The sequence below is a fragment of the Pseudoalteromonas haloplanktis ATCC 14393 genome (assembly GCF_000238355.1).
Taxonomy (GTDB): domain Bacteria; phylum Pseudomonadota; class Gammaproteobacteria; order Enterobacterales; family Alteromonadaceae; genus Pseudoalteromonas; species Pseudoalteromonas haloplanktis.
The window spans coordinates 16,269-40,463 of the sequence record NZ_AHCA01000010.1 but is presented as its reverse complement, the minus strand read 5'-3'; the positions used below and the strand labels follow the sequence as shown (position 1 = coordinate 40,463).

Here is a 24,195-nt window from a genome sequence, read left to right as displayed (position 1 = left end):
ATTAGCTGCAAAAATAACATTTACCTACAGACAATACGGTATAAAACCTTCGATAGTATATATAGCCCAAGGTCTTTTTACAATTCTTGTTTAGTTAGAGACGTTTGCGAATTAGCCAATGGTATAATATTTAATCCCGTCAGAATATTTATTATACATTTGTGCATAATGTTTATAAAAATTGACTTTAACCCCCTCTTTCACGTTAAAATGAAAAGAATGTGCTTAAACAGATTCAGAACATAACAATCAGAGTTGTTATCTTAATAGGAGATAAATAGATGGCGGATAAGAAAGCCACGGTCCATATTGATGGTCTAGATCCAATCGAACTTCCAATTTACCAAGGCACTGCTGGTCAAGATGTTATTGACGTACGTACGTTAGGTGCTCACGGTCACTTTACCTATGACCCAGGTTTCATGTCGACTGGTTCTTGCGAATCTTCAATCACTTACATTGATGGTGGCAAAGGTATTCTATTGCACCGTGGGTACCCAATTGAGCAATTGGCAGAAGACTCAGATTACGTTGAGCTATGCTATTTACTATTAAATGGTGAATTACCTACAAAAGAGCAATATGCTGAATTTGCATCAGAAATCACGCATAGCACTATGCTTGATGAGAAAATTGCAAACTTTTTCCAAGGTTTCCGTTTTGACGCTCACCCAATGGCAATGCTTTGTGGTGTAGTAGGTGCATTATCGTCTTTTTATCATGAAGATCTTGATATCACGGACCCTACTCAGCGTAAAACTAGTGCAGTGAAACTGATTGCTAAATTACCAACTATCGCGGCGATGGCTTATAAATATAACGTAGGTCAACCATTTGTTTACCCACGTAATGACTTAAGCTATGCAGAAAACTTCTTACACATGATGTTCTCTGTTCCAGCTGAAGAATACAAAGTGAACCCTGTTACAGCTAAAGCGATGGATAAAATCTTTATGCTTCATGCTGATCACGAACAAAACGCATCAACGTCTACTGTACGTCTTGCAGGTTCTTCTGGTGCTAACCCATATGCATGTATTGCTGCGGGTATCGCATCACTTTGGGGCCCTGCTCATGGCGGTGCAAACGAAGCATGTTTAAACATGTTAGAAGAAATTGGTTCAGTAGACCGTATTGATGAATACGTTGCTAAAGCAAAAGATAAAGCGGATCCGTTCCGTCTTATGGGCTTTGGCCATCGTGTTTACAAAAACTTCGACCCACGCGCAACGGTGATGCGTCAAACGTGCCATGAAGTATTAGCTGAACTTAACATTCAAGATCCATTACTTGATATTGCAATGAAGCTTGAGCAAATTGCACTTGAAGATCCGTACTTTGTAGAGAAGAAACTTTACCCTAACGTAGATTTCTACTCAGGTATCATCTTAAAAGCAATCGGTATTCCTACAAGCATGTTCACTGTGATATTCGCAATGGCACGTACTGTAGGCTGGATCACGCACTGGGATGAGATGCTATCTCAACCGGGCCATAAGATCAGCCGCCCACGTCAGCTTTATACTGGTCACACACATCGTGATTACGTATCATCTGATAAGCGTTAACCGTTAGTTAATGCTAAAAAAGGCCGCATTTGCGGCCTTTTTTGTGTCCAGCCCTTGAGAAAAATCATAAAGTGATTACAATTCTCGCTCATTTTAAATTTGGTTTGTCTTATTAGATGTTGAAACGTTATGTTTGATGTAGAAAAAATTCGTGCAGACTTTCCTGCTCTCAAGCAACTTATCAACGAGCAACCACTGGTCTACCTTGACTCAGCTGCGACAACTCAAAAACCGCAAGCTGTCATTGCTGCAACTGAGCAATTTTATGCACGGAACAATGCCAATGTACACCGCGGCCGACATACACTCAGTGAGCAAGCCACCCTCGCCTATGAGCAAGCCAGAGCTACTGTTGCTGCGTTTTTTAATATCACAGCCAATGAATTAGTATGGACGAAAGGCGCAACTGAGGCGATCAACCTTGTTACCAATGGCCTGAGTGAACAACTAGATAACCAGTCTACAATTGTCATTTCTGCGTTAGAACATCACGCTAATATTGTGCCATGGCAACAACTTGCGAAACGCACAGGCGCAACATTGCTGACTTTACCTTTACAGCAAAATGGACGCTTTAACGTTGAACAATGTGTTAATTTTATTGAACAACACAAGCCCACGGTACTTGCAATAACACATGCATCAAACGCACTGGGCAATATCACTCCACTTGAAACAATTTTACACGCAGCAAAGCTGCAACATACCATCACGCTAGTAGATGGTGCGCAGGCAGCCCTACATTTACAGCCTAACTTACAACAACTAGGTTGCGATTTTTACGTATTTTCAGCACATAAAATGCTCGGGCCAACGGGTTTAGGCGGATTATATGGCCGTTATGAGCGCTTAAATAGCTTAGCTGTGTATCAAACTGGCGGCGAAATGATTGAAACTGTCACATTAACTGAAACAACTTTTCGCCAAGCGCCCGCAAAATTTGAATCTGGTACTCCCAATATCGCCGCTGTCATCGCTTTTTCTGCTGCAATTAAGTATCTAGTCAGTTTAGATAAGACTAATGTATATACGCATGAACAAGCTATTTTTAATTATGCAGTAGAAAAACTACAACTAATTGATGGAATTACTATTTATAGCGACATTAACAACAACATTGGCACCTTGTGCTTTAACTATAAAGATGAACATCCTTTTGATATAGCCACCCTATTAGATGGCTATGGTGTAGCTGTACGTAGCGGTCACCATTGTGCTCAACCTCTTATGCAACATTTAGGCATAAATGGCAGTGTGCGCGCCAGTTTTGCATTTTATAATAACCACAAAGACGTTGATTTATTCATCGCAGCTTTGCAAGAATGCATTGCGTTATTAGACTAAATTCGGATAAGACATGATTAAAACGTTTAAAGAGATTGCGTTTTCCATTGAAAATGCACCAGCATGGCAGCAAAAATACCGTGAAATAATGCTTTTAGGTAAACAATTGCCGCCAATGCCTGGCGTTTTAAAAACAGATAGCGCCCTTGTACCTGGTTGTGAAAGTAAAGTATGGATATATTTAGACTTTGATCTAGAAGAGAACACTCTCGTTATTGTTGGCGACTCTGATACACGTATAGTCAAAGGTTTATTGGCAATTGTATTAGCTTTATATAATGGCTTGACGCCAGAGCAAGTGATTAAAACCGACGCACTTGCTGAATTTTCACGATTAGGGCTTATTCAACATTTAAGTCCATCACGGGGGAATGGCATTAAAGCCATGGTTGAACGAATTCAATCCATGGCTGCTGATAGATCACTTTAAACCTTTGCTAAACGGTGTTTTTTGTCTAGGTATTTACGCACCGCTTTAGCGGCTACAAAAAAGCCAAAACTGCCAGTGATCATAGTCACAGAGCCAAAGCCATTATTACAATCCATATTCAGTGAGCCATCCGCATTTTGTTTTGTATGGCATACACTGCCATCCGTACCAGGATAAACCAGTTGCTCTGTTGAATAGACACAGTCGATATTAAATTTACGTTTAGGGTTGCTACTAAAGTTATACTGCTTACGCAAAATATAACGTACTTTCGCAAGTAAAGGGTCTTGGGTTGATTTAGCAACATCACCAAAGGTTATTTGGCTAGGATCTGTTTGTCCACCAGCTCCACCTGTGGTGATTACCGGTATTTTATTTCGTTTACAATGTGCGATTAACGCTGCTTTTTCTTTTACTGCATCAATACAATCAATTACATAGTCAAAATTCTGGATATGTTCACGAATATTTTCTAACGTAATAAAATCATCAATCACATTAATTTCACACTCTGGGTTAATAAGCTCACAGCGTGTTTTCATTGCCTCCACTTTTGCTTCACCCACAGTGCCAGTTAAGGCATGAATTTGTCGATTGATATTCGTTGCACAAATATCATCAAGGTCAATAAGCGTCAACTTACCAACGCCAGTTCTTGCTAAGGCTTCTGCGGCCCAAGAGCCAACACCACCTATACCAATAACACAAAAGTGTGCCTCTTGCAGCCATGCAAATTGTTGTTGTCCATATAAGCGCTTTATACCGCCAAAACGAATATCGGTTATAGAGTCTGTCATTTACCAATCCAATTGCCATGGCTGTTGCCATGTGTGAAAATTTTCGTGTTCAATTAACTGCCTAAACAGTGTTGTACTATCAGGTTTACACACAAACTGATATTGTTGATTTTGCCAGCTAAAGCAAAGTGCATAAGCATGCAAATAGGTACGCTGTGCGGACGTGCCACCATACAGTGGATCACCTAAAATAGGCGCCGCTAAACTCTTTAAAGCAACCCGTAATTGATGGGTTTTTCCTGAAAATGGCTTTAAAATAAAGCCACGTAAGTTAGCTGCTACACTGAGTGAATAAAAACGGGTGATCGCAGGGTTTTCAATACTTTTTAAAAGCTTAAAACTACTACGACGTGATTTAATCATATCACCTTTCACCCAGCCTTGTTTTTTCTTCGGCTTAGCATCAGATAGCGCGAGATAAAACTTGTCAACCTGATGTGTAGTAAATAAACGAGTGAACTCAGCCGCCGCTGTGCTGTTTCGCGCTAAGATAATTAAACCAGATGTCACCTTATCTAAACGATGTACCGCATAAAGCTTTTCATTTAGCTGCTGCTCTGCAAGTACCACGAAACCTGGGCCATCTTCGCTGTGAAAGTTAAGCCCTGGTGGTTTTTCTATAATATAAAAATCATCATGCCGAGCATGCACGGATAAAATAAGCTTATTCACTCGCAGCTTTACTTTCTAAATAGCTTATCACACGCGCTAAATCTTCAGGTGTATCTACCCCAGCATGGGGGGCTATTTGTGCTTGTTCAATTTTAATTTGATGACCGTGATACAGCACACGAAGTTGCTCTAACGATTCTAATTGTTCAAGTGGTGAAGGCGTCAGTTCAATGTATTGCTTGATAAAGCCCGCACGATAAGCATAGATTCCCACATGTCGCTGATAGTGTGCAGTATTTAATTGATGGTTATTGGCCGCCTCCATCATATTAGCGCGGTCAAAAGGAATGCTGGCACGGGAAAAATACAAGGCATTTTTATTAATATCACTGACTACTTTAACTGCATTAGGGTTTAATATTTCAGCTATATCGTCAATGGCAACACTTAGCGTTGCCATTGGTGCAGATGAATCGGCAAGCAATGCAGCAACCTGTGCAACATTTTCAGAAGCAAGTAATGGCTCATCACCTTGTACATTTACCACAATAGTATCATCCGCTAATGCGAGTAAATCCATTACTTGTGCTAGACGCTCTGTGCCTGATTGATGATCTTCACTGGTCATTAGTACATTTTTGGTAAACGCACTAACTGCATCGAATACTTTTTGATGATCGGTTGCAATAACTACTTTACTCGCTCCTGCTGCCATTGCTTTTTCATACACATGTTGGATCATCGGTTTGCCACAAATATCCGCTAACGGCTTACCCGGTAACCTGCTAGATGCGTATCGCGCTGGAATAACAACTACGAATTCCACTTTTCAATCTCTTGCTGCGATAACTCACGTGCTTCGTTTTCAAGCAATACTGGAATATCATCACGAATTGGATAAGCCAACTTTGCTGCCGTGCTGATCAACTCATTGTTTTCTTTATCTAAACGTAGCTTGCCTTTACAGACTGGGCAGGCAATTATTTCAAGTAACTTTGTATCAAAGGCCATCGAGGATCCCTTTTTCTTTTAGTAATAAATCTAGTTTAGTAACCACCGCTGCAGATGGCTGCGCGTCTACAGGTAAAAAATACCATGTTGGTTTTGCGAATAATTGACATTTTACCGCATCTTTTTCTGTCATAAACACTATTTCATCATTAAATTTTTCAAAGTCAGCTGAGCTGTACGCATAGTGATCACGATAATGATGACAACTTAATAGCGATATCCCCTGTTCACGTAAACTATTTTCAAAGCGTTGTGGGTTTCCTATTGCACTTACAGCGTGACCTTCAAGTAAGGTTGTTTGTGCTGCTGTTGCATTAGCAACGGTCAATAACTCTGCACTTTTCAGTTGATAGTTAAATGGGTTATCGCCACCATTTTCAATGACTAAATCCACAGAATTTAATCGTGCTTGGGTTTCTCTCAGTGGCCCTGCAGGCATAATAAAACCATTACCAAAGCGACGTTGACTATCGACAATACAACATTCTATGGCCCTAGCCATTTTGTAATGTTGCATGCCATCATCGGAGACAATGACATCGAGTTGATGCTCGCTAAGTAACTGTTTGATGTTTGCTTCTCGGTTTGGACCTACCACCACAGGACAGGCTAATCTTCGCTGTATTAACACCGGTTCATCACCAGCATCAGCAGGACTGGTACTTTCTGTCACAGTCAAAGGGTAATCTTTACTATGGCCACCATAACCACGGCTGATCACCCCTACTTTTAAATTATGCTGTTGTAGATGGCTAACTAACCAGATCACAAAAGGGGTTTTACCATTGCCGCCGACACTTATATTACCAACCACAATAACTGGCACTGGACTCATGTACGCTTTACAGAACCCTATTTCATATGCTGCACGGCGCACTGTACTGATCAACCAAAACACTAAACTCAAAGGTAACAGCAATACAGTGATAACACTGAGCCCTTGATACCAGCTTTGTTCTATTTTACTCACCCGTTTTCACCAAATTGCATTTTGCATAAAGCTGAATACGTGCCGTCTTTTTCAAGTAATGACTGATGATCACCACTTTCGATCACTTGACCATTATCAATAACATAAATCCGATCACTGTTTTCAATCGTTGATAAACGGTGAGCAATCACAATTGAGGTTTTATCCTTCATCAAGTGTTCAAGTGCCTGTTGGATTAACTTTTCTGATTCTGTGTCTAAAGCAGATGTTGCTTCATCTAAAATTAAAATTGGTGCATCTTTTAGAATCGCTCGCGCAATTGCGATACGCTGGCGTTGCCCGCCTGATAACATTACACCATTTTCACCGACCATGGTATCTAGACCATCAGGTAAATCTTTAACAAACTCCCACACATGTGCTTGCTTAGCTACATTTAAGAGTTCATCGCCAGTAAGTTCACGGTTAATGCCATAACTTATGTTGTTAGCAATGGTGTCATTAAAGAGCACAACTTGCTGTGAAACCAAAGCAAATTGCTTACGTAAATCAGTCAACTTATAATCACTGAGCGCAATACCATCTAGTAATATTTCACCCGGTGGTTGTAAGTCATAATAGCGCGGTAATAAGTTAGAAATCGTTGATTTACCAGATCCTGAACGCCCCACTAAGGCAATGCTCTCACCCGCTTTAATGGTCAGTGATAAATCCTTTAATACTGGCTCATCTTTAGTGGGATAGCTAAAGGTGACGTGTTTAACTTCAATATGCCCTTGTACTTTATCCACGCACACTGTACCGCTATCCTTTTCTACTTCTTCATCAAGAACTAAAAAAATACTCTGCGCGGCTGAAATACCACGTTGTAGATCACTATTAACATTAGCAAGTTGCTTAAGTGGGCGTAGTAACATCATCATAGATGAAATAAGTACCACAAAATCTCCAGAGCTAATGGCATCGATCATCGACGGCATTGCAACCACCCATAAAATAACTGCCATCGCACTGGCAGCTAAAATCTGAATAATAGAAACACTTAACGCTTTGGTGGCGTCCATTTTGATGCGCTGTTGGCGATTATGATTATTAATGTGCGCAAACTGTGATATTTCTTGCTGCTGCCCGCCAAAGCCATGGATCACTTTATGACCACTGAGCATTTGTTCTGAGCTACGGGTTACTTGACCCATTGCTGATTGAATATTTTTAGAGATATAACGAAAACGCTTGGATACGACACTGACAATGACAGCAACAAGCGGAATAATAATTAAGAATATCAGTGATAATTTCCAACTGGTATAAAACATAAGCCCCAGTAAAAAAACAACGAAAGCTCCTTCACGAACAACAACAAGCATCGCTTTAGTAATTGCTTGTTGTACTTGTTCAGTATCAAAGGTTATTTTAGAAATTAAATCACCCGTTGAGTTTTTATCGTGAAATGAAACAGGCAGATGTAAAATATGCTCAAACAATTGCTGACGCAACGCACGCACAACTTGAGACCCAACATAACTGAGGCAGTAAGATGACATATAATTAAAAAAGCCACGACCTATTACTAATGCAATCACCACGAATGGAGCGTATTTTAAAACATCGCTATTGCGTTCATTTAAACCTTGGTCAATAAATGGTTTCATTAATTGAATGAATAAAGCATCCATAGCCGAGTAACCTATCATGCCGATCACAGCTAATATGGCGATACTTTTATAATCACCCACATACGACAATAAGCGCTTATAAATTTGTGATGTAGTTTGATCCATAACACTCTCTTATTCATAGTCTGTGGCTATTGTAGCCTCCAGCTCCATAAAACTAAACTCAATCTTTTAGAAACCAATAACTTTCATCATATCGAGCTAGATTTATCGTGTATTCATGCTGATAAAAGGCAATATTTATCTGTCCATGTGCGGCCGTTGTGTATTGCAATACATTATGATCAGCAAATCGTGCAACAACTTGCCGATGCGGTAATTGCCATTGCCCTTTATAGGCTGTTGAATGGATCACCACTTCTGGGGATACTGCTTTAATAAATAGATCACTCGATGATGTGTTGCTACCGTGATGGGGACTCAGTAAAACAGTACTCTTAAGTCCATTTTGCCGTGCGAGTAATTGCGCTTCTCTTTTAGCTGATATATCTCCTGGTAGTAAAACACTAAAAGTCCCATCACTAATATGAACAACACACGAATTATCATTCTCAGTTTGTAAATACTCTGCAGGTTCGTGTACTGTAATCATCAAGTTATAGAAGCTATATTTACCCGCTTTACAACCTTGCTCCGGCCCATTCGGATGTAGCAAACTAAAGGTATGATGATAGCCGTGCTGCAACCAGTGAGCCAACCCGCCAACATGGTCTTTATCCATATGGCTTATCAAGGTAACTTCGGTTTCAATTCCCTTGCTGGTTAAGTAAGGCACTAAGGTATTGTTTATCCTTGTATATGTATTAAAATACACAGGTCCCAAATCATAAATAAAGCCTTTACCTTGTTTGCTAACTAACACCATTGTGCCATGACCTACGTCAAACACATCAAGCTGCCACACTGGTTTTGGCTGCAAATAGTAGTCAAAAAAACTAACAGCAATAGGAAAACACCCCATTAATCGCCATGGTGTAAAACATACAATGAAAATTGTGAGATAACTACTAATTAGCCATTGCAAACTAAATGTAGCGGTATCAATCCAGCGATACTCAACCGGTAGTAAAGTTAACGACCGATAGGCGTACTGTAACAAATAATCGAACACACCAATCAAGCTACTCATATCAAGTAGCAGACTCATCACTGAAAACAACACTAAGCTTGGCATTATAATAAAACCAAGTATTGGTATCGCCACTAAATTAACAGCTAAACCAATTACACTGACCCCATTAAAATAATAAAGTGATAACGGCAATAAACCTATAAACAAGGCTATTTGTAAAATGATCAAAGTTTTAATGATTGCAACTAAACCTATCGCAGAGAAGGAGATAACACTCAATACCCAGAAAATGATGACTACCGCAGTGAATGAAAAGTAAAGCCCAGGATTAAGTAGACTAAAGGGGTCAATAAGTAATACGCACACCAAAGCAAACAAAATACTACGCCAACGTAATGCTTGTTTGGCATAAAAATAAATAACTAAATAGCAGCCTAGCATAAGCAATGCTCGCGTAGCAGAGACTATAAAACCACTTAAATACACATAACTAAATGCCAGTAAAAACCCACCTAAAGCATAAATCTGTGACAAATTTAACTGCTGTGTCCAAGGTTTAACCATAAAGTTTAAACAGCTCATGATAGTACGAGTAATGAAAAAGCCGATACTAAACATTAAGCCTATGTGCAATCCTGAAATAGCTAATAAATGGCTGATGCCGAATTGCTGCAGCTCTTCTTTTTGTGAAAAACTCATCTCACTGCGATCGCCCGTTAACAGTGGGTAGTACAACCAGTTTAACGTGCTATTTTGGTATATATTGTTGATATATTGGCGATACGATTTAATCAGTTCAGTATCTGTATTTTTGGTTATTTCAATATAATTGCCTACCTGTTTCCCTTTAAAAAAGATTCGTTCACTAAATGCATAGCGCTCTTTATCAAACACAGCATAGTTTTTTTGACTGCGATATTTTGTTAGCTGTAGCCAAGTGTTAATATCATCACCAGCTTCAAGCTGCTGCTCACTTTTTAACGTAACTAGTGCAAAAGGCGGTTTTAGCGCTGACTGACTTTGTTGATTAATCTTGTTAAGCTGAACTTTCACATAGAAGTGATCACGCTGTGAAATAACGTCAACAACAGTGAGCTGACAATAGTACGGTTGATTTTCATGCAAAACTAACGGTGAAATAGTATAGAAGCTAGAAAAATGTCCCCAAACACAGCAAATTCCACAAATAAAACCTAACAATACTGTGTAAAACGGCTTAAAATAAGCGCTCGCAATTAATAGAGATAAAGCGAAAACTGTAAATACAAGGGTCTGATAATAAAAAACGGTTATAATACAACCAACAACAAACCCAACGCTTAACCAAACAGATGTAAATGGTTGCTTTAAATGGCTAAGAAAACGATCCAACGGTTTTTACCCGATCACAATAAAGTTAAACATCATAAATCTTTAAAAATTTTTGGTCGTTTACTCCACGATGCCAATCTCTGGCATTTAAATCGCCGTTCCGCTCGTGGGGCATTTTCTGTCGGTTTATTTTTCGCTTTCATCCCTGTTCCTTTTCAAATGGTGCTTGCCGCCGCTCTGGCTATTCCGTTACGAGTTAATTTACCTATTTCAGTCGCCGTTGTGTGGATCACTAACCCGCTAACAATGCCACCTATCTTTTACTGCTCTTATCTGATCGGCACTATTGCACTAGGTCAGCCCGAGCAACACTTTGCTTTTGAACCTAGCTGGCAATGGTTTTTAGACAGCTTAACCACTATCGGCCCTGCTTTTTTAGTTGGATCCTTGATCTGCGCTACTTTTGCCTCTGCGATAGGCTATTTCGGCGTGGACCTTTTATGGCGTCGTTCAGTACGCAAGGCTTGGGTAAATCGCCATAAATAGTCAACGTTCCTAATTTAGTTAAAGTATAGACAAAAAAAACCCTGCTGAGTGAAGCAGGGTTTTTTATTTATATAATTAATTGAATGGCTCAGCTGTTATTTACGAAACGCGCGACGTAAGCCAACTAACGGTAACAACAATAACGTATACCAAGGAAAACTAGCAGATTGACGTTCGTAAGTGTCCGTCTCAGGATCTGAACAACTTTCGATACTGCCATCAATAGGTGTTAACTTAACTGGGACTGCAATACTTTCGTATTCTATTTCACCGTTAATATCTCGTACCACGCCACCTAATGTATCCGTTTTTTCAACTGTCTTCGTTGCAACACCAAAAATTTCATTTTTGTTGTTTATTACTTTTGCTTCTGACACGACATATTTATAACGCGTTTCACCATCAGCTTCGTAACACGGTAATAAATCATTAATGTTGGTGATTGCATCTTCACCAATCTTATACAAGAAACCTTCACGACGACGTGAGCCAACATTAAATACATCAGTTTCACCTTCACCTACGATATAACCGTTATCATTAATATCATTGGCTATTGAGGCTGAGCTATTAAAGTAATCCGTAGGGAACACTGTACTGTTACTTGCAATGTCGTGGTAGAAAAATTTAAGTCGGTCTGAACCTTCAATTCTTCTTATGCCATACCCCACGATAACGTCATTCTCATTAATCGCTAATGACTTACCAGCAGTCCAGTCATCTTCTTGATCAAGCATTTCAACCACTTTACCGTCTTTGTAATAAACAGGTAACGAACGAATCGTTGATGAACTATCATGATCACGTACATCAGAAAAACCTGCAACGGTGCCATTACTATTAACAGCCAGTGCATTGCTTATAAAGGCAAAGTCATCATCTTCTTCAGGTGTTAACCCTAAACCTAATAACTCTGTATTGGTAATATTTAAATTACTATCTAAACTCCATCTAACAGCGCGGGTATCAAATAAACGAGACGAAGTACTTCTTTGTAAACCTTCAATACACACAGAAACGGGTTGGTCTTCACCATCGCAAGAATCATCGATATTTTCTTGACGATCAGCTGGTATACCTGTCGACACTTGGCCTACCACCGTATAGCCTGAATTTGTTTTTACAATATCACTGGCACTACTTATTCCGCCGTATTCATCAAACTCAGGGACCAGTGGCACACTCAATCCGTCAGGAGAGACAATAATACCCCGAGAGATAAAATCGCGCACGAAACGGGTTTCTTCTTCAGTTTCACCATCTGGAGTAAACACTGTTTTTTCATAAGGCGCACTGCCCCAGCCCACTGCGATTCCATCTTCTGCTACGGCATTATAAAAATTGCTAACAGAACGCGTTAAACCATCATAATCAACTGAAGCGATATCAAATAATACTTGCTCTTGGGCTTCGCCATTTAAAATATTGTACCCGACAATATTAGCTAGTTTTTGATAATCAGGGTTCGTTGCTTGCGCTGTTAAAAAAGACAGCATAAAACTGTGAGCATCAGGATTAGTTGCCGCTGCATTATTATTTTCAATATCATCAAGCGTAAAGGTAATTTGCTTATCAATTAACTCGAAGTAGTCTTCTTGTTGTTCATAAGCTCTTTCGATTGCGCTATCTGTGAAATCAATATAACTAACATCAATAGGTAAGTTGTATAAGCCGTTAGAAAGGCCAATTATGTGCCCGCTTTCACTAACATCTTTAACATAGTTATGCTTTGTATCGGCTAATACACTCAGCTCAGTTAACTGATACGTTGCACTAAGTGCCGAGGTACTCATGGTAGCTAAAATACTAGCAGCGAGTAATTTATATTTCATTTTAGTCCTTACTACTGATTCTTTAAATCTTCAAGTTCTTCCCAGCGCTCCAAAGCGGCTTCAAGGTCAGACTCAAGTTGTGCTAAATGGTTCAACTCTTTGGTTGTTATGCTGGCATCTTGTTTAAAGAAATTAGCGTCATTAACCACAACTTGCTGTGCTTCTAATGCTTGCTCAAGTTGTTCAAGCTTACTGGGTAATTGCTCTAATTCAAGTTTTAATTTGTAAGAGAGTTTATTCGTTTTATTTTCAGCTTTAATAACAGGAGCTGTAACTACAGCTTGCTTTTTAGCTGGCGTGCTCTCATGCTTTTTTTGTTGTGCTAAATAGTTTGTATAGGCTTCGTAGTCGCTATAACCACCGACAATATCGGTGATCACGCCATTTCCTTCAAACGCCCAAACACTGGTACAAGTGTTATCAATAAACTCACGGTCATGACTAACAATTAGCACAGTACCTTGATATTGATTAATGATATCTTCCAGCAACTCAAGGGTTTCTATATCCAAATCATTGGTTGGCTCATCAAGAACCAGAATATTTGACGGCTTTAAGAAGAGCTTTGCTAATAATAAGCGGTTCTTTTCACCACCAGACAATGCTTTAACCGGCGTACGCGCTCGCGCAGGCGGGAATAAAAAGTCTTGCAAGTAACCAAGCACATGCCGTGAACGACCATTCATCATCACTTCTTGCTTACCTTCTGCAACATTGTCTTGTACTGTTGCTTCTTCATCTAGCTTCTGGCGGTATTGGTCAAAATAAGCAAACTCAAGATTGACGCCTTGTTTAACTATTCCTTCATCCGCTGCAATATCACCAAATAATAATTTTAATAAGGTTGTTTTACCAATCCCGTTAGGCCCAACTAAACCGATGCGATCACCACGCATAACAAGGGTAGAGAAATCACGAGCAATTACTTTGTCTTTATTGAATTGATGGTTTAAGTGCTTAGCCTCAAACACTAATTTACCAGAGCGGTCAGCCGTTTCAATGTTAAAGTCAGTTTTACCAACTTGATCCACTCGTTGCTTACGCTCATTACGAAGTTGCTTGAGTTCACGTACCCGACCTTCATTACGCGTACGTCGGGCTTTAACACCTTGGCGGATCCATGCTTCTTCTTCAGCTAGGCGTTTATCAAACAACGCATTTTGTGCTTCTTCGACTTTTAAATCGTGGGCTTTTTGCTCTAAATAAGTTGCATAGTCACCAGGGTAGGAAATTAATTTACCACGGTCTAAATCTAAAATTCGTGTCGCCACAGCGCGAATAAAAGCACGGTCATGAGAAATAAATACAATGCCACCTTTAAACTCTTTCAAAAACTGCTCAAGCCACATCACGCTTTCCATGTCTAAGTGGTTGGTAGGCTCATCAAGTAGCAGTAAGTCAGGCTCACTGACCAGCGCACGCGCAAGTGCCACTTTTCGTAACCAACCACCTGAAAGCGACTCAAGTTTAGCTTCAGGAGACAATTCCAAACGCGTTAAAACTAATTGAATTCGACTATCAAAGCGCCAGCCATCTGCCGCTTCGAGCTGGTTTGATAAACGCTCTAACTTATTTAATAGTTGATCTGTGCACTGCGTTTGTAGCTGGGTACTAACATGATGATAATCAATGAGTAAATTAGCTATTTCAGGCATGCCTTGTGCGACATAATCAAACACCGAACCGCTGGCACCTTTTGGAGGATCTTGCTCTAAGCGTGAAATTTTAATGCTACCAAGCTGATTTATTTCACCATCATCTAAAATCACTTGGCCATCGAGTACTTTTAATAGTGTTGATTTACCAGCGCCATTTCGGCCAACCACACACACGCGCTCACCACTTTCAATAATTGCATCCGCGTTATCAAGTAATGGGTGCGTGCCGTACGCGAGTTGAGCTTTAGAAATTCTAATTAAGTCCATATGATCTGTTTACTCTTTTTCTGTTTGCGTAAAAAACTGACGCACATCTTGCGCAGTAAAAGGCCAATACAATTGTCTGCCTTGTTCGCTTTTTAAAACTGGGATACTAGTCTGATATTCAGCGATCAATGAATCATCGCTGATAATATCAACAAGCAGTAATGAATCATCACCTAACAATGGACCAATCAAAGACTGCGCTTGCTCGCACAAATGACACCCATCAGTATGATATAGTACCCAATTAGCCATGCGTAATTAACCAGCTATTATGGATCTGTTTATTACGTTTAAAATCAGGCGATAATGTTTGCTCTGAAATATTTTGCGCTTTTAAGCCTAAGCCAATTAAACCCACTTCATCCATGATAAAACCACGCTTATTATTCGAAAATATCAAAGTACCTGATGGACTGAGAATTTTTTTAACCCACGTTAATAACTTAATGTGATCACGTTGTACATCAAATGCATCTTTCATACGTTTTGAGTTAGAAAATGTCGGTGGATCTAAAAAGATCAAATCATATTGACTAGTTGCATATTCCAGCCACTTCAAACAATCTGCTTGCTCAAAGCGATAACGGGTATTACTGATGTTATTCAGTTCAAAATTATCTTGCCCCCACTTTAAGTAGGTTTTTGATAAATCAACCGTAGTAATCGCTTTGGCACCACCAAGAGCTGCGTGGACAGAGGCTGTGCCCGTGTACGCAAACAAGTTTAAAAAGCGCTTATCTTTGGCGTTTTCTTGAATATAACGACGAGCAAGACGATGGTCTAAAAACAACCCTGTGTCTAGGTAATCAAATAAGTTTACCTTAAACTTGGCACCAAACTCTTCAACGACTTGAGTCCTGTTTTGTTTGGCCATTGGTGTGTATTGCTCTTCACCTTTTTGTTTTTTACGGACTTTGACAGCAATATTGCCTGGTGCAATATTAAGCTGTTGTGCAGTTAGAGAGATTACGTCTTGTAAACGTTTATGTGCGGTAGCATCATCAATTTCTTTCGGGGCTGCGTATTCAAAAATAACCGCCGAATCGCCATAAACATCCACTGCAACATTGTACTCTGGAATATCAGCGTCATACACACGATAAGCTTGAATTTCATTTTGCTTAAGCCAATTTTTTAACCCTTGCTTATTTTTCTTCACGCGATTAGCAAATGACAACGAGCCTTCAAAATTCAATGCGGGCTTGTCTTCGGTTGTTTGGCTAACTTGTTTATCATCTAACTGGTATAGATTAAGTACCACATCAAGCGGGCCATTTTTAAACTTATAGCGTTTAAGTTTAACCAGTTTTAATAATTTAAATAGGCTTTCATCCATGCCCAATAGAGCAAGTTTCCAGTTATTAAAATGTTTTTTAAAGCCAGTGCCTAACGCACTGTGCAAACTGACTAACTCAGCCATAGAGCCAATACGCTCACCATAAGGCAAGTTTGAAATAACCACACCAGGTAGTTTTGCCACTGAGGTCAGTTTAGTTGCATCACTTTGTTTAAATTTAATTACATCACCAAGTCCAGCTCTGCGCGCATTATCTACTGCTTTGCTTAATACATTGGCATCATAATCATGACCTATAAGCCATAGTTTAGGATCGGTGATCTGAGCAATTAACTGCTCTCTTAATTCTTTGTACTTGGCAATTCTAAAGCTTGGTAGACGTTCAAATGCAAAACCTTCACGGAATAGTCCCGGCGCTTCATTACGTGCCATACCAGCAGCTTCTATTAAAATAGTACCGGCACCACAACAAGGGTCAAATAATGGCTGCTGTACATTCTCGAGCCAACCACTGCGTTTAATAAGTGCCGCTGCTAAATGCTCTTTAATTGGTGCTTTACCTTGGCCTTCACGATAACCACGCTCTGATAACCGCGGACCTGAATAATCAATATACATAGCCACACCTTGACGCGATAAACGTGCAACAACACGAACATTGGCATCTTGTTTATCTACGTTAGGGCGTTGTTCGTATAAATCATTAAAATAGTCAACAATGGCATCTTTAATCACCAAACCTGAAAATTGAGTGTTCTTAAGTGCATCATTAGTGCCATTGAAGTCAACTGCGAATGTTTGCGTTGGGCCAAACCATTCTTGCCATGGTTGCAAACGAGCAAACTTGTAGAGGCTTTCTTTATCATTTACGCCTTCTTTCTCTTCAATCAACATAAGTACGCGAGTTGCGAAGCGGCTCATCAAACACACTTTTTGTGCTAATGTAGTGTCACCTTCAAAGCGTACAGAGCCCACCGTTTGCTTGGTCACCGTGGCGCCAATGTCAGTAAGTTCTTCAACCAATAAGTTTTCGATTCCGATAGAAGTAAGTGCGATAAAATGCAAAGTAATAACCCTTGATAGCTAATTGCGCAGGATTATAACATAGGTTGGCAGACAAACACGCGATAAAGGCAGGAACGCTAAAAAATATGCTTAAGCAGTTTTACTGTTTTGAACGTGGTTATAAATTGGGTGAACGCGGTTATTAAGCACTCGAATAGCCTCAAACTGATTCAGACTTAAATTTTCATCAAGCTGAAAATGCTCAGCTAAACTAATACATAATGACGCATCTTTACTGTGTTCTACAATTAAAAACTCACCAGCCTGAAGGCGGCTATGCAGTTTTATCACAGCTTCAACACTCGGCTCACTGCCAGTATAAGGGTCAAAAAACCAACTTTTTGCCAACATAGGTTTTAGGTAGAACTTTGCAGCAGTTGCATTGAGTGCAATTTGACACAATTGCGCAGTTTTCCACACATTAAAACCATCAAGGTATTGATAAACTTGCTGATAAAACGCGGCGTCTTCTAAACTAAAACATGGTTGCGTGAGCACTGAATCAGTAAGTTGGCGGAGTTTATAAGGCGTGCACAGTTGCATATCTTGATCTAAGTCGATCAACAAGCGATTTTTTACTGGACAAGCAATCCACTTCCATTGCTTTGATGCTTGTAACATGCGTTTCCTATGCTCCTTATAAATTAATCTTATGAATAGCGAATTATAGCCGCTTTTGACCAATTAATAAACATTTCCTTAGAACATTTATTGAATGATCAAAAGCTTAAATAACTGATCCTTATAAGCCTTGCAGGATCGTTTTTACCAATTGTGGGCCTTTATATATAAATCCTGTGTATACTTGGACAAGATCAGCCCCTGCTGAAAACTTTTCGTTGGCGCTAGCTGAATCATCAATGCCCCCCACCCCAATAATTGGTAACTTTCCTGCAGTTAAACGCTTCAGCTCTTGCACAACTTGGGTTGAACGATGACGCACTGGCTGACCAGACAGGCCGCCCGCTTCATTTGCATACTGTTGACCTTGCACAGCTGCACGCTCTAAGGTTGTATTTGTCGCGATCACACCATCGATCTTATTATTGATCAAAGACTCACTCACTTGGGCAATTTGCACTTCATCAAGATCTGGCGCAATTTTTACCAGCATGGGGACTTGTTTATCATGCTTAGCAATTAAATCTAATTGTTCGTTCTTTAAGCTTTGCAATAAATCGTCCAGTGCAGCACCATATTGCAAATCACGCAAGCCTGGTGTATTGGGTGAAGAGATATTTACAGTGATATATGATGCATATTCAAACACTTTACGCATACAGTGGATATAATCGTCTTTACCCTGCTCATTTGGGGTATCTTTATTTTTACCAATATTAATACCTAAAATACCGTCATACTTCGCTGCTTTGACGTTATTAATTAGGTTATCCACCCCTTTATTGTTAAAACCCATACGATTAATAATGGCATTTGATTCTGGCAGGCGGAAAATACGTGGTTTATCATTCCCCGCTTGTGGACGTGGTGTGACAGTCCCCACTTCAATAAAACCAAACCCCATTTTTGCAAAAGCATCAATACACTCGGCATTTTTATCAAGGCCTGCAGCAAGTCCAACTGGGTTTTTAAATTGTAAGCCTAGAAATTCTACGGGGCGATCTGCCACTGATTGAGACCATGCGGCACTGAATGGCGTATTATTAAAACGGCGTAAATTATGCAGTGCAAATTCATGGGCCCATTCCGCATCACGGGTGAACATAAAACGGCGAGCTAGATCGTAAAACATCAAATAATCCTCTTTATAAAAAAATACCCCAGACTAGGCTGGGGTATTGTATAACAATTTTAGTGATTAACTCATTATTTTCAGTTGAGAAAATAATGAAGCACTAGTAATCGCTTATTTTGTTGACGAATCACAGTTATGACTCAGTAACATAAGTTCGCGAAGTGCGACTGAGAACTTAGCAAAATCATGGCTTTGTGAAGTTTTAAACTCAGCCAACATTTGCTTCCAGCGTTGCAATAATAAATCTTGGCTATCCATCCAGTGATCAATTTGACTGTCAACGTCTTTGTCATCACCTGTGAAGTTGTTTAGTACTACTTCTGATAATGTACGTTGTTGCCAATCAAGTTCTTCACGATAAGAAGCACGTGCCAAGGCTTGCCAATGGTTTGCCACTGGTTGATTGGTAATTTGATCTAAGAACCAATGTAGACCCATGCGGGCGCCAAGTTTGAAGTAGGTATTCGACACCATATCAATACTGCGGCCTGAATTCGCAGCTACTTCAGCCAAATCCATTACTGAGAACAGGCTAGATAGCGATACTATACGTGTTGCAAGCTCTGCAGGTACTGCACTATCTATTAGTTTTTCAGCCGCTTTGTTTAAACGTTCACTTTCTTTTTCAACCATATAGCTGGTTAAGTTTGCACTTAAGTCAGCAAACGTTGGTGCGAAGAATGCAATTGTTTGCTCAATATTTTGCGCTTTATTACGGTGACGTAAGAACCAACGTGTTGCACGGCGTACTGTACGACGTAATTGATACAGCATTTCAGTTTGTACTGCAGCTGGGATCTTATTATCCAGCGCCACAATTGCAGACCAGGTGTCACGCATTTGGAACACTTCACTGGCAACTGAGTAACATAAGGCAACTTCAGCTTCATTTGCACCTGTTTCTTCATGCATACGCACCATGAAATTAAGGCCCATATCATTAACGATATTGTTAGCAAGTTTAGTTGCAATGATCTCTTTACGCAGTGGGTGATTATCCATTGCTGCGTTGAATTTTTCACGCAGCGGTAATGGGAATGACTTCACTAAAAGCTGACGATAATACGGATTTTCTGTAATTTCGTCTGTCACTAATGACTCTTTCAGTACCATCTTGGCATAAGAAACAAGCACCGATAGCTCTGGGCGAGTGAGGTCTTTACCCGCGGCAGCGCGTTCTGCCAATTCTTCATCACTTGGAATAAATTCAATTGCACGGTTTAACTTGCCTTCTTTTTCAAGCGCATGGATAAAACGTACTTTCTCTTTTAGCGTTGATGAACCTTTAGATTGCGTAATAGACAGCGTATGGGTTTGACGATAACAGTCTTTCAATACTAGTTGTGCTACTTCATCAGTCATTGAGTACAGCAATTCATCACGTTGTTTACGCGTTAAATCACCTGCTGTGACTAAACCATTAAGTAAAATTTTGATATTTACTTCGTTATCAGAACACGCAACACCACCCACATTATCAATAAAGTCAGTGTTTACACGACCACCTTTAGTAGCAAACTCAATACGACCTAGTTGTGTCGCGCCTAAGTTACCACCTTCACCAAATACTTTTGCACCTAACTCGTGGCCATTAATGCGCAGTGCATCATTAGCACGATCACCTACATCAGCATCGCTTTCTTTACTGCTCTTAATGTAAGTTCCGATACCACCATTCCATAATAAATCAAACTCCATCATTAAACTGGCTTTGATCAATTCATTTGGTGTCATGCTGGCTTTTTTAGTGCCCAACATTTTCTTCATTTCTGGCGTTAAAGTGATTGATTTAGCAGCGCGAGAGAATACCCCACCGCCCGCTGAAATTAACTCTTTATTATAATCTTCCCATGAAGAACGTGGTAAATTAAACAAGCGTTCACGCTCTGGGTAAGACGTTGCTGAATCTGGGTTTGGATCAACAAAAATGTGTAAATGGTTAAATGCCACTTGCAGACGAATATGCTTCGATAACAACATACCATTACCGAATACATCCCCTGCCATGTCACCAATTGCAACCACAGTAAAGTCTGTAGTTTGCGTATCAATATCCATTTCACGGAAGTGACGCTTAACAGATTCCCAACCACCTTTCGCAGTAATACCCATTTTCTTATGGTCATAACCCACAGAGCCACCCGATGCAAATGCATCACCTAGCCAGAAGTTATATTCATTCGCGATACCATTGGCAATATCTGAGAACGTCGCCGTGCCCTTATCCGCTGCAACAACTAAGTATGCATCATCTTCATCATGACGTGTCACATCAACAGGTGGCACAATCTCGCCTTGGATGATGTTATCTGTAATGTCTAATAAACCGCGAATAAAGATTTTGTAGCACTCTTGGCCTTCTTTGAAAAACGCATCACGATCCGTAGGCAGTTGTTTACATACAAAGCCACCTTTAGACCCTACCGGGACGATCACCGTGTTCTTAACCTGTTGTGCTTTAACTAAGCCCAATACTTCAGTGCGGAAATCTTCACGACGATCAGACCAACGCAGACCACCACGAGCCACTTTACCACCGCGTAAATGCACACCTTCAACGCGCGGTGAATAAACAAATATCTCAAATGCCGGTAACGGCAATGGCATATCTGGAATTAAACTCGGGTTAACTTTAAATGACACATACGATTTGAACTGGCCAGTGTCATCTTTTTGAAAGTAGTTAGTACGTAACGTAGCAATGATCATATCCACGTACAAACGGATGATACGGTCATCATCTAAGTTAGCAACGTTTTCAAGCTCAAGGTAAATTTGCGCAATTAGCTTATCAAGTGTTTTAACACTTGCTGGACTTTTCACTGAGAATTTTTTAGCGAATAAATTGACAATTTGTGAGCCAATATGAGGGTAGTTCGCTAAGGTGCTTTCGATGTAACTTTGCGAGAAAGTAACCCCAACTTGACGCATATACTTTGCATAAGCACGAAGAATTGATGCTTCACGGCCAGTTAAGCCACCCATTAGCACTAAACGATTAAAACCATCGTTTTCTAAACGATTACTCCATACACTGGTCAGTGCAGCACGAAAACGCGCTGATACTTTATCAAAATCAGCGATCCCTTTACTATCAAGTAACATAGAGAAATCCATGATCCAGTTAACACTGCCATCACTGGTTTTAACTGAATATGGCGTTTCACCAATGACACGTAAGCCAAAGTTTTCAAGCATTGGCATAACATCAGATAGATGAATTGGTACGTCTTTATGGAATAGGCTCAAACGAACAATATTACTGTTTGCTTCTTCTTGCGGACGATAAAACAACATTTCGAGTTTATTATCATCGTTAAGCAATTCAAGCTTTTCAATATCAACAACGGCCGCACTTGGCAATACTTCATCTTTGTATGAACGGGCAAATGCATTGCAGTATTTACGATTAAGTTCATTACCACGCGCTTCACCAGCTGATTCTAATAATGCTGACTGTAGTTTATCTTCCCAAGTACGAGCGGCTTCTACTAAATTATTTTCGATGTCTTTCACGTTATATTCGATATTGTTGTCAGTCACACGCACGGTATAGTGAGTACGCGCTAGTGTTGACTCTGAGAAAAAGGTAGTAAATTCGACTTTATCGTCAGAATTAAATGCGTTTGCTAAGATACATTGCGTTTCGCGGCGTAGTGCTGTGTTATAACGCTCACGTGGTACATAAACCATGCAAGAGAAGAAACGGCCATAAGCATCTTTACGAACAAATAAGCGACACATATCACGTTCTTGTATTTGCAATACACCCATTGCAACTTCAAGTAACTCACTTTCGCGTGCTTGTACTAACTCATCGCGCGGATAAGTCTCAAGAATATTTAATACCGCTTTGTACGCATGTGTGCCTTTGGCAAAATCACACATTTCCATGATGCGATTAATTTTGCTTTTTAATACAGGCACATCAGCGGCACTGTTGTTATAGAAACTTGATGAGAATAAACCGATAAAACGGTCTTCACCAATTACATTACCTTCGTCATCAAAACGTTTAATACCAACATAATCTATGTATGCTGGGCGATGAACTCGTGATAATGAGTTAGTTTTAGTCAAGATCAGTAAGTTATTATTACGCGCTTCTTGGCGTGCAACTTCTGGTAAATCAGATAACAATCGAGAATGTTCTTCGGTTGAATTTTTCATCAAACCTAAACTGCCCTCGATCTTACCTTTGAGTTGATAGTCACCTTGAACAGGTATCAAATCATATTGACGATAACCCATTAAAGTAAAATTATCTTTCGCTAACCAATCTAAAAATTCAACTGTTTCAGCTACTTCACTGGCATTGTTGTTGTGGTGACGCTTAGGTAACTCTTTGGTGACCGCAACTAACTTTTTACGGATCGGCTGCCAATCTTCTACCGCAGTAGAGACATCGTTGAGCACTGACTCAAGTTCTTTTTTGAACGAGTCGATCACTGAAGAATCTGTTTGACGATCGATTTCGATAAAAAATACCGTTTTTGTCGAGCTGGATTCTTGTTCCGCTTTTAAATTAGAAACGGCTGAAATCTTCCCGTTCTTATCGCGTTGAATTTTAAGTGGGCTATGCAGTAGCAAGTGAGAGGCGATATTTTCACGGGTCATCGCCATACGCACCGAATCAACTAGAAATGGCATATCTTTAGTGATAATTTCTACGATTGTATGCGATGACTGCCAGCCATCTTTTGCTACTTCAGGATTGAAAACACGGATAACCGCGTCATCAGAGGTATTTTTTTCTAGCGAGTTCCATAGGCTAAGTGCAGCGCCATATAAGTCACTATCATTGCGATGTGCCAAATCTTCTTTAGACATATTGCTGTACAAGGATTTGGCGAATTTCTCAACGAGTAACACATTATCAGCGTGAACTTTTTTCTGGATCAGCTTACAGACATTATCTAAGATAACCGAGGCTTGCCCTTCATTTCGTGTCATTACATGTTCCTTAAATCTATACCACCGACTTAGGTGGAAAATTTGTACAGCAATTTATTGTGTGGAGTC

General features: G+C 40.0%; 18 protein-coding genes. 4 read left to right on the top strand and 14 right to left on the bottom strand.

What is annotated here, in order from left to right; translation table 11 throughout:
• Nucleotides 1–281: 281 nt before the first annotated feature.
• The 3 genes from PHAL_RS0117035 to PHAL_RS0117025 all read left to right on the top strand — a co-directional run bounded on the left by PHAL_RS0117035 (nt 282) and on the right by PHAL_RS0117025 (nt 3,342).
• Nucleotides 282–1,568, top strand: coding sequence for a citrate synthase (locus PHAL_RS0117035; RefSeq protein ID WP_016709640.1), 1,287 nt, complete (start codon nt 282–284; stop codon nt 1,566–1,568).
• Between the two features lie 129 nt (nt 1,569–1,697).
• Nucleotides 1,698–2,912 (top strand): aminotransferase class V-fold PLP-dependent enzyme, encoded by a 1,215-nt coding sequence (locus tag PHAL_RS0117030; RefSeq protein WP_016709639.1) that lies wholly within the window; start codon nt 1,698–1,700, stop codon nt 2,910–2,912.
• Between the two features lie 13 nt (nt 2,913–2,925).
• A complete protein-coding gene (locus PHAL_RS0117025) occupies nt 2,926–3,342 on the top strand; it encodes a SufE family protein (RefSeq protein ID WP_016709638.1) in 417 nt (138 codons plus the stop codon).
• On the opposite strand, the gene tcdA is transcribed toward PHAL_RS0117025, so the two are convergent.
• Genes tcdA through PHAL_RS0116990 form a run of 7 tightly spaced genes read right to left on the bottom strand, consistent with a single transcriptional unit; the run spans nt 3,339 to nt 10,812 of the window.
• Entirely contained in the window at nt 3,339–4,139 is an 801-nt protein-coding gene (gene tcdA, locus PHAL_RS0117020) for a tRNA cyclic N6-threonylcarbamoyladenosine(37) synthase TcdA (protein WP_016709637.1), read from the bottom strand. The two genes, PHAL_RS0117025 and tcdA, sit on opposite strands and share 4 nt — an antisense overlap.
• A complete protein-coding gene (locus tag PHAL_RS0117015) occupies nt 4,140–4,811 on the bottom strand; it encodes a TIGR01621 family pseudouridine synthase (protein WP_016709636.1) in 672 nt (223 codons plus the stop codon).
• Entirely contained in the window at nt 4,804–5,577 is a 774-nt protein-coding gene (gene kdsB / locus PHAL_RS0117010) for a 3-deoxy-manno-octulosonate cytidylyltransferase (RefSeq protein WP_016709635.1), read from the bottom strand. The genes PHAL_RS0117015 and kdsB overlap by 8 nt, the downstream gene beginning before the upstream one ends.
• The gene (locus PHAL_RS0117005; protein WP_016709634.1) at nt 5,565–5,762 is read right to left on the bottom strand and encodes a Trm112 family protein; all 198 of its coding nucleotides are present in this window, start codon (nt 5,760–5,762) and stop codon (nt 5,565–5,567) included. Before PHAL_RS0117005 ends, kdsB begins: the two co-directional genes overlap by 13 nt.
• Entirely contained in the window at nt 5,752–6,732 is a 981-nt protein-coding gene (gene lpxK / locus PHAL_RS0117000) for a tetraacyldisaccharide 4'-kinase (RefSeq protein ID WP_016709633.1), read from the bottom strand. The genes PHAL_RS0117005 and lpxK overlap by 11 nt, the downstream gene beginning before the upstream one ends.
• Complete coding sequence (gene msbA, locus PHAL_RS0116995) at nt 6,729–8,474, bottom strand: lipid A export permease/ATP-binding protein MsbA (RefSeq protein WP_016709632.1); 1,746 nt, start codon at nt 8,472–8,474, stop codon at nt 6,729–6,731. Before msbA ends, lpxK begins: the two co-directional genes overlap by 4 nt.
• A gap of 58 nt (nt 8,475–8,532) precedes the next feature.
• The gene (locus PHAL_RS0116990; protein WP_016709631.1) at nt 8,533–10,812 is read right to left on the bottom strand and encodes a DNA internalization-related competence protein ComEC/Rec2; all 2,280 of its coding nucleotides are present in this window, start codon (nt 10,810–10,812) and stop codon (nt 8,533–8,535) included.
• Between PHAL_RS0116990 and PHAL_RS0116985 the strand changes: the two genes are divergently transcribed.
• Entirely contained in the window at nt 10,792–11,298 is a 507-nt protein-coding gene (locus PHAL_RS0116985; protein ID WP_016709630.1) for a DUF2062 domain-containing protein, read from the top strand. The genes PHAL_RS0116990 and PHAL_RS0116985 overlap by 21 nt on opposite strands.
• 95 nt (nt 11,299–11,393) lie before the next feature.
• On the opposite strand, the gene PHAL_RS0116980 is transcribed toward PHAL_RS0116985, so the two are convergent.
• The 7 genes from PHAL_RS0116980 to PHAL_RS0116950 form a co-directional block, all read right to left on the bottom strand.
• The gene (locus tag PHAL_RS0116980; RefSeq protein WP_016709629.1) at nt 11,394–13,130 is read right to left on the bottom strand and encodes a DUF3466 family protein; all 1,737 of its coding nucleotides are present in this window, start codon (nt 13,128–13,130) and stop codon (nt 11,394–11,396) included.
• Between the two features lie 11 nt (nt 13,131–13,141).
• Nucleotides 13,142–15,055, bottom strand: coding sequence for an ATP-binding cassette ATPase Uup (uup, locus tag PHAL_RS0116975; protein WP_016709628.1), 1,914 nt, complete (start codon nt 15,053–15,055; stop codon nt 13,142–13,144).
• A gap of 9 nt (nt 15,056–15,064) precedes the next feature.
• The gene (locus PHAL_RS0116970) at nt 15,065–15,307 is read right to left on the bottom strand and encodes a glutaredoxin family protein (protein ID WP_016709627.1); all 243 of its coding nucleotides are present in this window, start codon (nt 15,305–15,307) and stop codon (nt 15,065–15,067) included.
• On the bottom strand, nt 15,300–17,417 hold the full coding sequence (rlmKL, locus tag PHAL_RS0116965) for a bifunctional 23S rRNA (guanine(2069)-N(7))-methyltransferase RlmK/23S rRNA (guanine(2445)-N(2))-methyltransferase RlmL (protein WP_016709626.1): 2,118 nt from the start codon (nt 17,415–17,417) through the stop codon (nt 15,300–15,302). The genes PHAL_RS0116970 and rlmKL overlap by 8 nt, the downstream gene beginning before the upstream one ends.
• A 90-nt stretch (nt 17,418–17,507) precedes the next feature.
• A complete protein-coding gene (locus PHAL_RS0116960) occupies nt 17,508–18,038 on the bottom strand; it encodes a cell division protein ZapC domain-containing protein (protein ID WP_016709625.1) in 531 nt (176 codons plus the stop codon).
• A gap of 121 nt (nt 18,039–18,159) precedes the next feature.
• On the bottom strand, nt 18,160–19,170 hold the full coding sequence (pyrD, locus tag PHAL_RS0116955; protein WP_016709624.1) for a quinone-dependent dihydroorotate dehydrogenase: 1,011 nt from the start codon (nt 19,168–19,170) through the stop codon (nt 18,160–18,162).
• A gap of 114 nt (nt 19,171–19,284) precedes the next feature.
• Complete coding sequence (locus PHAL_RS0116950; RefSeq protein ID WP_016709623.1) at nt 19,285–24,126, bottom strand: NAD-glutamate dehydrogenase; 4,842 nt, start codon at nt 24,124–24,126, stop codon at nt 19,285–19,287.
• Between the last annotated feature and the right edge of the window lie 69 nt (nt 24,127–24,195).